Genomic DNA, 14,298 nt, shown 5'->3' on the forward strand with positions numbered 1-14,298 from the left:
AAATGAAATGAAAAGATTTATATTATTACTAGCTGTCGCTTCAATCGCAAGTGGTTGTGCCTTAGCTTCCAACCAAGAGACTACAGATGGCGAATCGAACAATTCAGCCCAAGAGCTTAAAAAGACAAATAAAGTTTCAGAGGATTCAAGCATATCTTCAAAAAGAGAAAGTGCTTATGATTTCACCTTAAAAGATTTAAAGGGAAAAGATTATTCTTTAGCAGAACAAAAAGGCAAGCCAGTTTATGTCAAGTTTTGGGCATCCTGGTGTCCGGTTTGTTTAGCTGGCTTAGAAGATTTAAATACTTTAGCTGGTCAAGAAAATGACTTTGAAGTTGTAACGATTGTTTCTCCTGGTTATAACGGGGAGAAAAACAAAGAAGATTTTATGGAGTGGTTTAATTCGCTAGAATACAATAATATGAAAGTACTTTTAGATGAAGAGGGTCAGACCTTTGCTAATTATGGAGTACGTTCAATGCCAACTAATGCCTTGATTGATAGTCAAGGGGTGCCAGTAAAGATTATTCCAGGTGAAATTCGCAAAGAAACATTAACTCAATTGTTTGAAGCCTTAGCAAAGGAGAATTAAGATGAAAAAGATATTCGTTTTATTGGCGTTTGCCCTATTTTTAGTCGCTTGTTCACAAGTGAGTTCTAACAATAAAGTGAATGACAGTAAATTAGCTGAAATTGACGCCATATTGGATCAAGAGAAAGCTAAAAGCAAAGTGAACCCTAACAAAGACATCGATTATTCTTCTGCTGATTTGAAAAAAATTTATTTAGCCGGTGGCTGTTTCTGGGGTGTTGAAGCCTATATGGAAAGAGTCTACGGTGTTGCAGATGTAATCAGTGGCTATGCGAATGGAAACAAGAGGGAAGTAAGTTATGAAGAAGTGATTAAAGGATCGGGCCATGCCGAAACGGTTGAGGTGACCTATGATCCGGAGCGCATTTCTTTAGATGGACTGTTAGATTATTATCTAAAAGTAGTTGATCCAACGAGTAAGAACCGTCAAGGAAATGACCGCGGTGTTCAATACCGCACAGGTATTTATTTTACTGAAACTACTGATCAAGCGATCATTCAAGCTCGCTTAGATAAAGAACAGGCCAAATATCGTAAAACCATTCAAGTAGAAGTAGAAGAATTGAAAGATTTCTATCCAGCTGAAGAATATCATCAAGATTATTTAGAGAAAAACCCCAATGGCTATTGTCATATTGATTTGAATAAGGCTAATGAACCTTTAATTGATCCGGCTCTATATCCAAAGCCAAGTGATCAAGAGCTCAAAGATAAATTAACAGCCATACAATATAAAGTAACGCAAAAAAATGATACAGAGTCTTCTTTTTCTAACGAATATTGGGATAATGAAGCAGCGGGAATTTATGTCGATGTAGCTACGGGTGAACCTCTCTTTAGTTCAAAAGATAAGTTTGATTCTGGCTGTGGCTGGCCATCTTTTTCTCGCCCCATCGCTAAGGAAGTCGTAACATATAATGAAGATTTAAGTTATAATATGAGTAGAATCGAGGTTAGAAGCCGTGCAGGCGATTCACATTTAGGTCATGTGTTTGAAGATGGGCCTGAAGAATTAGGCGGTTTGAGGTACTGTATTAATAGTGCTTCAATTGATTTTATCCCATTAGAAGAAATGAAAGCTGCAGGCTATGAATCCTTAATAAATTTTGTGAAGTAGGTTATTATGTTGAAATTATTGATAGCTGATGATGAATCAATCATTCGCAGGGGTATTAAACAATTAATTCCATTAGAAGATTTAGGCATTTCAGACGTTTATGAAGCAGAAGATGGTGAAGAAACTTTAAATGTGGTAGAAGACTTTCAACCTGATATTTTGCTTCTAGATATTAATATGCCTAAGCTGGATGGCTTGAGTGTGGCTGAATCTGTCAAGGCTAATTATCCCAAAATATATATTATTATCTTAACAGGTTACGATTATTTTGAATACATGCAAAAGGCTATTCGAGCTAAAGTGGATGATTATATTTTGAAACCAGTATCCAAAAAAGACATTGAGTTCATCTTACAAACAGCGATTACTAAGATAAAAGAAAAACGTCAAAAAGATGAAATTCAGGCATTAGTTCCTGAAGAAGTCGATAGGGTTAAACGCTCAGATTTGATTGAAGACTATTTGGATAAACATATATTTCAAGCTGATTTGTCGCTTAGTCAGATGGCGGAAGCAATCGGCTATAATAGTAATTATTTGTCTGTTTTGATCAAAGATTACTATGGAATGAGCTTTCAGGACTATATCAATAAACGACGTATGGAGAAAGCAAAGCTACTTTTACTATCAAGCGATAAAAAGAACTATGAGATTGCGCATGAGATCGGAATCGAAGATGTCAATTATTTTATCACTAAATTCAAAAAATATTATCAAATCACCCCCAAACAGTTTAGGCAGGCAAAAAAATGAAAACAATGCGCAACCGATTTGACCGAAAAATCAGTGTATACTTTTTCAGTATTTCAATGATGATCGTTTTAATATTATCTTATGCTAATTATAGGTCTTCAGTTAAAATTATTAAGCAAAATATCGAAATGGAAAACAGTCAGCAGTTGAAGACGGCTAGTTTATATATTGCTTCTTATCTTGAGAAGATGAAAAGTTTAAATAGTTTATTAGCCATGACCCCCGAATTAAATAGCAATCAGGAGCAAGCAATTGATGAGCGTGCTTTAAAAAGCACGCTTGATTTAATAAAATCGAGCGATAACATTATAAAAAATATTATGATAATTACTCAATCCGGTCAGTTAATTACTCAAACCGGAAGTGTAATGGAAAGTAAAGCGTCGGTGTTGAATGAAGACTGGTACCAAACAGCTTTAAAGTCGAATAACATGGCTCAAATTACTCGTGAAAATCATTCGGGCTTTACCATGAATAAAAGTGAACGAGTCATTTCCTTGAGTCATAAAATCGAAGATGCTAATAGACAATTTCAAGGACTTTCTATCATAGATGTCTCCTATAAGTTTATTGAAGATTATATTTCTACGGTAAATTTAGGGGAAAATGGTTTTGCCTTTATTGTAGATGAAAATAAGCAGCTGATTTTTGATTCTGAACAGATGAATGGTGATTCGCTAAAAGAAAAGGCCAATTACCTTGCTATTATTGAAGATTCGAGTGCTTTTAACAAAGAAGATTACATTATTTCATCAATCTATGTTCCGAATACAAATTGGCAATTGACGCAAGTTAGAAGTCCTGAAGAAATTTACATTCTAAATAGAAAGCTGATTACCGAAATGCTTATCTGGGCTTTTTTAATTCTACTTTCAAGTATTTTTCTTTCGATTTTCGTATCAAAAAAAGTCACCAATCCTATTGTGGACTTAATTGATGAGATGAAAAAAGTGAATCAAGAATTTTCGAATATCCCGGTAAACCAACAAGCTTCTCTAGAAATCAGAGAACTGACCTTGGAGTATAATTTGTTATTAAATCGGGTAAAAAAATTGACAGAGGCAATTGAAGAAAAGGAAAAAGCTAAGCGTACTTATGAATTAAAAGCCCTTCAAAGTCAAATTAACCCACATTTTATCTATAACACTTTGGATACTATTTTATGGCTGGTTGAACTAGGAGAAAAAGATCAAGCTGTCGAAGTTATTCAATCTTTAGGTAGTTTATTACGGACCACCTTGAGTGTGGACGAGGACGTTATTGAATTGAAGAGAGAAGTAGAGCAGGTTAAAAATTATATGAACATCCAAAAGATTAGGTATGATGATAAATTTGATTACGATATTTCGCTTGGAGCAAATACAGGCGAAATTTTAGTACCTAAGTTAATTATTCAACCGATTGTTGAAAATGCTATTTATCATGGTATTAAAACTAAAAAAGGCCAGTCGCATATCCAAATTACTTCCAGGATTGGAGCGAACGCTTTAATGATTCAAGTGGAAGATGATGGGATAGGATTTAAAGGTAAAGAGCATTCAAACAAACCAAAGCCTAAACTAGGCGGTATAGGTATGGCTAATGTGGATCAAAGACTGAAAATCCTCTACGGAGAAGCTTATGGCCTAAGCTATACCAGTGATGATCAATTAACTAGGGTAACATTAAAGATAAAAATCTAAAAAGTATTTCTATCCTAAATTTCTACAAGACCGTTAAAAGAATTGAACCAGCGACACTGTAAAACGTTCCTGGTTCTTTTTGACTTGACAGTCCTAACCGTAAAATTTGTTATCAAACAATCAATCATTTAAAATGTAAATAAGAAAAGATAGCAATTTATTGACGCATTAAAAGTCAAAAATAGGATTAGTTAGAAGCTATTATGTATTTCATCAAAAAAACAAACCCTGAGCTTACTCAAGTAAGTAGAAGGGAGAAGATCTGAAAGTAATTCAACAATAAGTCTTGTGCCTTTTTGCTAAAGGAAAGCCTTTTTGATTAAGTGAAAAATGTGAGCTAGAAATGATAGACAGCAAGTTAGATGGATCATAAAGTCATCGAGAGGAGGAATTATTCAATGACTAAAGACAGCAAAAAGGATTATCAAACAATTATTCATCCCTTGAAGCCATTCTATAAAAAGGACTCTAAAATCTTAATCTTAGGCTCATTCCCTTCAGTGAAAACGAGAGAGTATGGTTTTTTCTATGGACATCCACAAAACCGTTTTTGGCCTTTGATGGAAAAACTATTTAATGAAGCATTAAGTTCCAATATAGAAGAAAGAAGAAAATTTTTAATGAATCATAAAATTGCCGTTTATGATTCGATATATCAATGCGATATTGTCGGTTCGAGTGACGCTAGCATTAAAAATGTAATTCCTTCTAATTTAAAAATGATTTTTGACAAAGCATCTATTCAGCAAGTTTTCTGTAATGGAACTACTTCTTATAAGTATTATCAAAAATATCATGCAAAAGATATGGGTATTAGGGGAATTAAATTATCTTCTACCAGTCCAGCCAATGCGCGATTTCGTTTAGATGATTTGTTTTTAGAATGGAAAAAAATAATCACCTATCTAGATGAATAAAGGATTAGTGAAAAATGGGCCAGAATGGGTATAATGAACATACTCTATTAAGGATGGGAGAAAATATAAAGTAGAGCAGACTCAAGATAATGGTATATGTCATGGTTGACTATTACTAATAGATGAGTGGGGAAGGACTGAATGTAAAAGAACAAGCAATATAAACAAATGATTAAATCAAAGGAGGAAAAGATGGAACGTTCAAGTGGGGTTTTAATGCATATATCTTCGCTACCCAACGATTATGGAATTGGGTCCTTTGGGCAAGCAGCTTATGATTTTGTTGATTTTCTATCGGATACTAAACAAAAATACTGGCAAATATTACCTCTAACAACGACTTCTTATGGAGATTCACCTTATCAATCTTTTTCAGCTTATGCCGGAAATCCTTATTTTATTGATTTAGACATACTGCAAAAAGAAGATTTATTAACATTAGAAGATATAGAAGGAATCGACTTCGGCCAAGATAGAAAGTCAGTGGACTATGCTTTAATCTTTAAAAGTCGCCAAACTATCTTGGAAAGTGCCGTTCAACGTTTTAAAAACAAGAATCTAAGTGATAGCTACCAACAATTTATACAAGAAAATCAGGATTGGTTAAATCCTTTTGCTGAATATATGGCGATTAAAGAAACGTTTGATCTTAAAGCTTGGTATGAGTGGGATGAACCAGCAAGAAAACGGGAGGCTGATGCTATAGCTAGCTATCGTTTAGATTTAGCTGAACGACTTGATTATTATCGAATAACCCAATTCTTTTTTTACCAACAATGGCAATCCTTAAAAGCCTATGCCAATCAAAAAGGGATTGAGATTATTGGAGATATGCCGATCTATGTCTCGAGAGATAGCGTAGAAATGTGGACCCATCCAGAATTATTCAAAGTCGATAGAGAGGGCAATCCGACTCTAGTAGCAGGAACGCCACCTGACAACTTTTCCACCGATGGACAACTTTGGGGCAATCCAATTTATGACTGGGAATATCATCGTCAACAAAATTATAAATGGTGGGTCCAACGTTTTAAAGAGAGTTTTAAACTTTACGACTGGGTGCGAATCGACCATTTTAGAGGGTTTGAGTCTTTTTGGCAAGTTCCGCTTTCGGCTAAAACATCCGCTGAAGGAGCATGGTCTAAAGGACCAGGTTGTGATTTGTTTGCTGCTGTCAATGAAGCGTTAGGAGACTTAAATATTATCGCTGAAGATTTAGGTTTTATGACAGCTGACGTGATTGCTATGCGAGAAGCGACCGGTTTTCCTGGGATGAAAATCTTACAGTTTGGTTTTGAGGAAGTGGGTGACTCACCAGATCTCCCCCACCACTATCCACACAATTCAATAGCTTATGTTGGCACTCATGACAATGAAACAGCTAGGGGATGGGCACAAGATACAGCGAGTCCGGCGTCTATAGATAAAATAAAAAATTATCTAGGAGAATTAAAAGACGAAAGTATAGCTGATTGTCTAAATCGTGGAATTGCTATGTCACGATCTTACTTAGCAATTTTTCGTATGCAAGATCTTTTGGACCTAGATAACCAATCACGAATGAACACTCCTGCAACATTAGGAGGAAACTGGAAATGGCGTATGACGAAAGAACAATTAACAGAAACTGTCAAGACTAAATTGTTGAAACTCACCCAAACTTATTATCGCTAAGGACAGTATTAATATTTCAACAGTAAAAGAAATGGCTATCCTGTTTCTTGCGGATGGTTATCATTGATTTCTTTCAGAAAGATTCTTGCTAATAGTTTCTGGCAATAATGCATTTCATGGATCAAAGAATTTAATTACTTTGCCTTTCAAAGATTTTAGAAGGGAGTCAATTTTATTATGATTTTCTTAGTGTCAAATTAATAGTGTAAGCTAGATCGCAAAATTATAATAAATAGACCAGCATTTTTACTCTTTTCTAATAGTCAGCTCGCATTTTGATGAGCTGTCGATTGCATTGATATGATTGAATATTCGCCTTGCAAGTATGCTCAGCTAAAAGGCGAGGGAAGCAAAGGGCGCTGACTCATCCATTCAAGCTACTTAGCGCATTGTTAGCTCTCTTCTTAATTTTTTTGTGAACAGCTCCTTTTTGATCCACAAGGTGTTGAAGTTTGAAGCGGACTTTATCAAAGCTTCATGTATCCGATGTCTGAACTTTGCATCATACTCTGTGATATAACAAAAAATCGTTTTCTCCAGAGCTGCTGTATGAGGAAGTTGTTCTTTCACTTTGCTGATTCGCTGGATTTGTTGATTAATTGCTTCTTTTGAATCATTTCCACGTCTAATAGGAGCAAAAGCAGGGCCACAATGAAGACAAACATAATCTTTTTATGGGGTGTTTTTGTTAGCCTTCGGCTTCCTATTTTTAAAATTAAGAAGGATCGACCGCTCTTTCTTCAGCAAAAAGTTAATGGCATCTTCTAAGGCTAGGCGCAAAATTACTGAACAGACTCACCTTGTGCGAGTGCAGTCATTCGTTTTGTGTTAAATTTTTCTATAAGGGACCTCCTGTTTGTGATTGTTTTGTGGCCATCACAATCTTATAAAAGGAGGTTTTTTCTATTGAGACTTCGAGCTTAGACCAAAAATTTTAGGCTGTGGAGATACTTTGTAAAAAAAGAGTAATTGTTTGTATTTAAAAACGTTTATTTATAGAATAAGTGTGAAAAAGAAAGGAGAGTCATTATGACAAAAATAATCGCATTTGGTATCCGGGATGAAGAAAGACCGATAGTTGAGGCTTGGGCCAATAAAGCCAATGTAGAAGTTAAGATGTTGCAAGATATTTTAACTGAAAAGACAATTTACCAAGTAGAAGGGTATGATGGGGTCACCTTATCCCAAGTGGCTCCTTTAGAGCAATCGATTTATGCTAAGTTAGAGGCATTTGGCATTAAACAGATCGCTCAAAGAAGTGCTGGAGTGGATATGTATGATTTGGAAATGGCTAAACGTCATCATTTGATCGTTTCCAATGTCCCTACTTACTCACCAGAATCAATTGCAGAATGGTCAGCTTTGACGGCGATGAATCTTATTCGGCATTATGATGCTATTCAAGAACAAGTGAAGAAGCATAATTTTTCTTGGACACCAAATATTAGAGGTCGAGTAATCGGAAATATGACCGTTGCAATTATCGGTACCGGTCATATTGGCCAATGTGTCGCACAAATTTTTAAAGGGATGGGCGCTAAAATAGTTGGATATGATTTATACCCAAATGATGAACTGAAGGATTTATTAGAGTATCAATCTTCGATAGAACAGGCAGTAGAACAAGCAGATATTGTTTCTTTACACATACCTGCTATTGAGGAAAATCACCACTTATTTGATGAGAAGATGTTTAAGAAGTTTAAGCAAGGAGCAGTCTTATTAAATATGGCAAGAGGATCAGTAATTGATACGACGGCACTACTAAATGCTTTAGATGAGGGCATCCTATTAGGAGCTGGACTGGATACCTATGAACATGAAGCGCCTTATATTCCCAAAGATTTTTCAGACAAGGAAATTGAAGATGAAGTCTTTGTAAAAGTATTAGACCATCCTAAGGTGATTTATTCTCCTCATATTGCATTTTATACGGATGAATCAGTAAAAAACTTAGTAGAAGGCGGCCTAAACGCTACATTAGATGTCATTAAAACTGGAACAACCAAAAATCGAGTAAATTAAGATAAAAATTAGATATACAATTTTGTATATCTAATTTTTATATAGGGGGTAGGAAGGAAAAATGAAAGCAAGAGTTTGGTTTGATGAAAAACGTCAAATGAGTTATTTTGATCAAGTTATTGAGAAGGGGACAAATCAATTTGAGGGGGTATTAGCCGGTCAAAGTGAAGCAAATCTATGGAAATTATCAGAAGGTGACTGCTTGATGTATTCGACGGCTTTGTTTGAAAAGACAGCTAAAAAGAGTGGTAAACTGATCTATGAAGGAGACATTGTTAAGAGCCGATATATTCATGAACGATTAAATTGTGGAGGACTTAATACACCAGAAAATATCGGAGTGGTTGTTTTCAGACAAAATGAATGGCAATTGAAAGTTAAAGTAGAGAAAAAATTAGCTTATTTAAGGGATAACTATTTTTATTTTTCTTTGGATGATCCTTATAGCTATCGTCAAGTCATTGGAAATGAATTAGAAAATGATCTCGATCAATTAGTCGAGAAACACACCACCAAAATGTAAACCAAGAGAAGACAGCTCTTTGTCAATTATTTTAAGGGTTTTGTTTAGCTTGAGGATAAAATCAATAGCATCATAGATTTTATGTATTTTACCTTTATTGAAACAAAACTTATAATAAAATTGTAAGCGCTTAATAAAAAATATAATGGAAGGTAGTGAAAACATGGTGAAGAAGCTAAGTAGTGTTGACTTTAACCAAGTTGTTGATCAGTATGCCAAACCTTTTGAAATGGTTCAAGTTTTAGACGAAAATGGAAAAGTTGTTGATCCAGAAACATTGAAATCAATAACAGATGAAGAGTTAGTATCTTTGATGGAAGATATTGTTTGGGGTCGTGCTCTTGATGAGAGAACAATTATTTTAAATCGCCAAGGAGCCTTGGGAAATTATGCAACGGCAGGAGGGCAAGAAGCGAGTCAATTCGGCTCATTGGCTGCCTTAACTCGTGATGATTTCTTAGTTCCGACTTATAGAGATTTAGGAGTATTGATTCGTCACGGATTGCCTATGTATCAAGGGTTCCTATGGTATAAGGGCCATGTTGCAGGTAACCAATTTGAGCAGGATTTTAATGCATATGCTCCCCAAGTAATGGTAGGAGGAACTTTACCTCCAGCAGCGGGTGTAGCCATTGGTAAAAAATTCAACGATTCAAAATCAGTTGTACTGGCTCTTTGTGGAGATGGAGCAACGTCACAAGGTGACTTCTATGAAGGAATCAACTTCGCAGGAGCTTATCAAGCACCATTAATTACAGTTGTTCAAAACAATAGATATGGTATATCTGTTCCAGTGGCACAACAAACAGCTGCTCAAACCTTGGCTCAAAAAGCGGTTGCAGCAGGTATTACTGCTGTACAAGTAGACGGCATGGATCCAGTCGCAATGTATGCAACAGTCAAGAAAGCACGTGAATATGCGATAGCGGGTAACGGTCCTGTATTAATTGAAGCCTTGACTTATCGTTTTGGACCGCATACGATGTCGGATGATCCAAAACGTTATCGTGGAGACGATGAACTAGCAGAATGGATGGCAAAAGATCCACTTATTCGTCTTCGCAATTATTTAACAGAAAAAGGCTTATGGTCAGAAGAAAAAGAAAATCAAGTCATTGAAGATTTGAAGAGTGAAGTAAAAGAAGCGATGGCACGTATGGCACAAGAGCCTGCTCAAAAAGTTTCTGATTTCTTGAAGAACATGTTTGAAGTGACTCCGCCAAGTATTTTAGAACAAATTAAGAAGTATGAAGCAAAGGAGATGAGATAAGATGGCAGTATTAACACTAGCACAAGCAATTACAGCAGGACTTAAAGAAGTTTTAAGCCGTGACAACAAAACCTTAATATTTGGTGAAGATGTCGGTTTAAACGGAGGTGTTTTCAGAATTACCGATGGATTACAAGAAGAATTTGGGAAAAATCGTGTGTTTGACACACCGTTAGCAGAATCAGCTATCTTAGGCATGGCAACAGGTTTGGCTACAGAAGGTTTTCGTCCTATTCCAGAAATACAATTTTCTGGTTTTATCTTAGAAGCAATGGATCCTCTAGTGGCTCAAATTTCTCGTTTTCGCTTTCGTTATGGTGGAACTCGTCAAATGCCTGTAACCATTCGTGCTCCATATGGTGGGGGAGTTCACACACCTGAATTACACTCTGATTCATTGGAAGGAATGATGGCTCAAGTTCCTGGCTTACGTGTAGTTATTCCTTCTTCTGCTTATGACGCAAAAGGTTTACTCATTTCATCTGTTGAATCGAACGATCCAGTTGTTTTCTTAGAACATTTAAAATTATATCGCTCAGTTAAAGGCGAAGTACCTGAAGAATATTATACTGTACCGTTAGATAAGGCGAATGTAGTCCGTAAAGGAAAAGATATTACTTTAATTGGCTATGGACTAATGGTAGGGTTGGCAGTTAAGGCTGCTGACAAATTAGCACAAGAAGGAATTGAAGCAGAAGTAATCGATTTACGTACCGTAGCTCCTTATGACTTTGAAACAATTCAGTCTTCGATTGCAAAAACTCATCGTGCAGTTGTTTTACAAGAATCGCAACGACTTGCAGGAATTGCTGGTCAGATAGCTTCAGATATTAGTGAACGTTGCTTTATGGATTTAGATGCACCTGTTGCGCGTGTAACCTCACCTGATACTGTTTATACCTTTGGGGCAGCGGAGTCAGTTTGGATACCAGATGAGAATGATATCTATGAACAGGCTCTAGAAACATTTAAATTCTAAAAGGAGGCATTTTGATGTATCAATTTATATTACCTGATGCTGGTGAAGGTACTCATGAAGCAGAAGTGCTCACCTGGCATGTTAAAGTTGGAGATAAGGTTGAAGAAGACCAAATCATTTTGGAAATACAAAGTGATAAAGCTGCTGTTGAATTGCCTTCACCTGTATCCGGAACAATTTCTAAGCTATATGCTGAAGAAGGTGAAATTGCTTTAGTAGGCAAGCCTATTGCCGATATAGCTCTTGAAGGAGAGGAAGTGGGGAGCCAAGTAGAAAATGTTGCTCAACCAGATTCTCAAGATAATCTGGTTGAAGAAAACAGCTCCAATACATCAGATACAGTGGATCTAGTGGAAGAAAAAGATACTAATAGAACGGAAGCTGTATCGGATGATATTCGTAAGATGGCTATTCCTAGAGTACGTAAATATGCTCGTAGCAAGGGGGTTGACCTTTCGAAAGTAATCGGCACAGGAAATCACGGTAAGATTACGATAGAAGATATCGATCATTTCTTAGAAACAGGTCAAACTGTAGCCCCTAGCGAAGAAACTTCAAATAAACAAGTAAGTCAAGCAGTCGTTGAAAATCAAGTGTCTACTTCTAGCGCGACTCCAGTAGCTACTGAAGCAATGGCTGAAGATCGAGTGGAAAAACTGAGCATGATGCGTAGAGTAATTGCTAAAGCCATGGTTGAAAGTAAGCGAGTTTCACCTCACGTAACGGTATTTGATCAAGTAGAAGTTTCAGCTTTAGTGGAACATCGTAATCGAATGAAACAAATTGCTAAGAATAAAGATATTAAGTTAACCTATTCTGCATATTTTGTGAAAGTTCTAGTGGCTATGTTGAAACGTTTCCCAGAACTAAACGCTTCTATGAATCTTGAAAAGGGAGAAATATATTACCATAATTACTATCATATTGGCGTAGCTACCGACACTCCTAAAGGCTTATATGTTCCTATGATTCGTAACGCAGAAAGAAAGAGTCTATTTGAAATAGCTCAAGAAATCCAAACTCTAGCGGATAAAGCTCAAAATGGAGAGTTAGAAACAACAGATATGGATAATGGCTCTATGACTTTAACCAATGTGGGTGGCTTAGCAACAGGTGGAGTTTGGTCTACACCTATTATTAACCAACCTGAAGTAGCTATTTTGGGTGTAGGTCGAATTGAAGAACAATTCTTACCAGATGAAGAGAAGAATCCAGTATTAAAACCTGTGTTAAAATTATCTTTTGCTTTTGACCATCGAGTAGTGGATGGTGTAACCGCTCAAAAAGCAATTAATTTAATGAAAGAATACCTAAATAATCCAGATTTATTATTATCGGAAGGGTGATTGACAAATGGTAGTAGGAGATTTTGCAAAAGAAGCTGATACGATTGTAATTGGATCTGGACCGGGGGGATATGTTGCCGCCATTCGAGCGGCACAAACAGGTCAGAAAGTACTCATCATTGAGAAAGATCAAATAGGGGGAGTATGCTTAAATGTTGGTTGTATTCCTTCAAAAGCAATGATTACGGTCGGAAATGAATACGTTAAGACTAAAAACAAAACGCCTTATGGATTAGAATATGGAGACGCAAGTCTGGATTTTACGGCTCTACAAGATTGGAAGAATAATGAAGTAGTCAAAAAACTAACAGCTGGCGTTCAAGCCTTATTGAAAAAGAATAAAGTGGAAATAATCCATGGCGAAGCAATGTTTACTTCTGACCAGACTGTTCATGTTGTAAAAGAAGGAGAAATGGGCGAGACCTATCAGTTTAAGAATGTGATTATAGCTACTGGTAGTCGTCCAATTGAACTTTCAGGTCTACCATTTAGTGAAAACATTATTGATTCGACAGGACTACTTAATTTAACAGAACTTCCAGCATCCTTAATTATAATTGGTGGCGGCTATATCGGAATGGAATTGGCCGGAGCCTATGCTAATTTAGGTACTAAGGTAACAGTCATTGAAGCAAGTGATCGAATTCTTAATGGTTTTGAAAGTGATTTGACCAAGCCAGTTATTAAACAGATGAAAAACAAGGGTATTGACATAATTACTAAAGCAACCGTTGAATCAGCAGTAGACAAAGAAGGAAAAGTGACCGTTTCATATTCTGTTAAAGAGAAAAAAGAAGACCTTTCAGCTGATAAAGTAGCGGTTTTAGTAGGAAGAGTTCCTAATACGGATCTCTTAAGTTTAGAGTTGGCCGGAGTTAAGGTTGATGATAAAGGTTTAATTCCAGTTAATGAGAAAGGACAAACCAATAAAAATAACATATACGCGATTGGCGATATTGTCGCAGGACCGGCTTTAGCTCATAAAGCGAGTTATGAAGCAAAAGTTGCAGCTGAAGCAATTGCTGGTCATGCAGGAGTAGCAGTTGATTATTCAGTTATTCCAACAGTCTGCTATACTTATCCAGAAATTGCGACAGTCGGATTAACTGAAAAACAAGCTAAGGATCAAGGAATCAATGTCAAAAAAGCAAAATTCATGTTCCAAAGCAATGGTCGTGCTCTATCAATGAATGAAAAAGAAGGATTTGTTCGTTTAATCTCCGATAAAGAAACAAATCGTTTGATAGGGGCTCAAATGGTTGGTCCAGAAGTAAGTGAATTAATTGGAGAAATCACCTTGGCAATTGAAAATTTAATGACAGCTGAAGATTTGGTATTAACAATTCATAACCACCCAAGCCTAACAGAAACCATAATGGATGCTGCTGAAATACTTTTAGATCAAGGAATTCACCAATAG

At 36.2% G+C, this 14,298-nt stretch carries 12 protein-coding genes; all 12 read left to right on the forward strand.

Features of this window, described 5'->3' with window-relative positions; genetic code table 11:
* Positions 1 to 7 precede the first annotated feature (7 nt).
* The gene (locus tag ACQV2T_RS01410; protein ID WP_428873481.1) at positions 8 to 592 is read left to right on the forward strand and encodes a TlpA family protein disulfide reductase; all 585 of its coding nucleotides are present in this window, start codon (positions 8 to 10) and stop codon (positions 590 to 592) included.
* 1 nt (position 593) lies between these two features.
* On the forward strand, positions 594 to 1,709 hold the full coding sequence (gene msrB / locus ACQV2T_RS01415) for a peptide-methionine (R)-S-oxide reductase MsrB (protein WP_428873483.1): 1,116 nt from the start codon (positions 594 to 596) through the stop codon (positions 1,707 to 1,709).
* Between the two features lie 6 nt (positions 1,710 to 1,715).
* Complete coding sequence (locus tag ACQV2T_RS01420) at positions 1,716 to 2,462, forward strand: response regulator transcription factor (RefSeq protein ID WP_428873485.1); 747 nt, start codon at positions 1,716 to 1,718, stop codon at positions 2,460 to 2,462.
* Entirely contained in the window at positions 2,459 to 4,144 is a 1,686-nt protein-coding gene (locus tag ACQV2T_RS01425) for a cache domain-containing sensor histidine kinase (RefSeq protein WP_428893143.1), read from the forward strand. The genes ACQV2T_RS01420 and ACQV2T_RS01425 overlap by 4 nt, the downstream gene beginning before the upstream one ends.
* A gap of 398 nt (positions 4,145 to 4,542) precedes the next feature.
* Entirely contained in the window at positions 4,543 to 5,061 is a 519-nt protein-coding gene (locus tag ACQV2T_RS01430) for a DNA-deoxyinosine glycosylase (protein WP_428873487.1), read from the forward strand.
* Between the two features lie 192 nt (positions 5,062 to 5,253).
* Positions 5,254 to 6,735: a 4-alpha-glucanotransferase gene (malQ, locus tag ACQV2T_RS01435; RefSeq protein WP_428893144.1), complete on the forward strand. Its 1,482-nt coding sequence runs from the start codon at positions 5,254 to 5,256 to the stop codon at positions 6,733 to 6,735.
* A gap of 1,029 nt (positions 6,736 to 7,764) precedes the next feature.
* Entirely contained in the window at positions 7,765 to 8,760 is a 996-nt protein-coding gene (locus ACQV2T_RS01440) for a D-2-hydroxyacid dehydrogenase (protein ID WP_428873490.1), read from the forward strand.
* Between the two features lie 61 nt (positions 8,761 to 8,821).
* Positions 8,822 to 9,283 carry a YopX family protein gene (locus ACQV2T_RS01445; RefSeq protein ID WP_428873491.1) on the forward strand — a complete coding sequence of 154 codons (462 nt, stop codon included), beginning with the start codon at positions 8,822 to 8,824 and terminating at the stop codon, positions 9,281 to 9,283.
* A 163-nt stretch (positions 9,284 to 9,446) separates the two neighbouring features.
* A complete protein-coding gene (pdhA, locus tag ACQV2T_RS01450) occupies positions 9,447 to 10,553 on the forward strand; it encodes a pyruvate dehydrogenase (acetyl-transferring) E1 component subunit alpha (protein ID WP_428873493.1) in 1,107 nt (368 codons plus the stop codon).
* A 1-nt stretch (position 10,554) separates the two neighbouring features.
* A complete protein-coding gene (locus ACQV2T_RS01455) occupies positions 10,555 to 11,532 on the forward strand; it encodes an alpha-ketoacid dehydrogenase subunit beta (RefSeq protein WP_428873495.1) in 978 nt (325 codons plus the stop codon).
* Positions 11,533 to 11,546: 14 nt separating this feature from the next.
* Positions 11,547 to 12,878, forward strand: a complete 1,332-nt coding sequence (locus ACQV2T_RS01460) for a dihydrolipoamide acetyltransferase family protein (RefSeq protein ID WP_428876112.1) — start codon at positions 11,547 to 11,549, stop codon at positions 12,876 to 12,878.
* A gap of 7 nt (positions 12,879 to 12,885) precedes the next feature.
* The gene (lpdA, locus tag ACQV2T_RS01465; protein WP_428873498.1) at positions 12,886 to 14,298 is read left to right on the forward strand and encodes a dihydrolipoyl dehydrogenase; all 1,413 of its coding nucleotides are present in this window, start codon (positions 12,886 to 12,888) and stop codon (positions 14,296 to 14,298) included.

The organism is Facklamia sp. P13069, assembly GCF_050409405.1.
GTDB lineage: Bacteria > Bacillota > Bacilli > Lactobacillales > Aerococcaceae > Facklamia.

Coding starts and splice junctions, on each gene's coding strand:
- ACQV2T_RS01410 (WP_428873481.1), top strand. CDS start 8: ATGAAAAGATTTATATTATTACTAGCTGTCGCTTCAATCGCAAGTGGT.
- msrB (WP_428873483.1), top strand. CDS start 594: ATGAAAAAGATATTCGTTTTATTGGCGTTTGCCCTATTTTTAGTCGCT.
- ACQV2T_RS01420 (WP_428873485.1), top strand. CDS start 1,716: ATGTTGAAATTATTGATAGCTGATGATGAATCAATCATTCGCAGGGGT.
- ACQV2T_RS01425 (WP_428893143.1), top strand. CDS start 2,459: ATGAAAACAATGCGCAACCGATTTGACCGAAAAATCAGTGTATACTTT.
- ACQV2T_RS01430 (WP_428873487.1), top strand. CDS start 4,543: ATGACTAAAGACAGCAAAAAGGATTATCAAACAATTATTCATCCCTTG.
- malQ (WP_428893144.1), top strand. CDS start 5,254: ATGGAACGTTCAAGTGGGGTTTTAATGCATATATCTTCGCTACCCAAC.
- ACQV2T_RS01440 (WP_428873490.1), top strand. CDS start 7,765: ATGACAAAAATAATCGCATTTGGTATCCGGGATGAAGAAAGACCGATA.
- ACQV2T_RS01445 (WP_428873491.1), top strand. CDS start 8,822: ATGAAAGCAAGAGTTTGGTTTGATGAAAAACGTCAAATGAGTTATTTT.
- pdhA (WP_428873493.1), top strand. CDS start 9,447: ATGGTGAAGAAGCTAAGTAGTGTTGACTTTAACCAAGTTGTTGATCAG.
- ACQV2T_RS01455 (WP_428873495.1), top strand. CDS start 10,555: ATGGCAGTATTAACACTAGCACAAGCAATTACAGCAGGACTTAAAGAA.
- ACQV2T_RS01460 (WP_428876112.1), top strand. CDS start 11,547: ATGTATCAATTTATATTACCTGATGCTGGTGAAGGTACTCATGAAGCA.
- lpdA (WP_428873498.1), top strand. CDS start 12,886: ATGGTAGTAGGAGATTTTGCAAAAGAAGCTGATACGATTGTAATTGGA.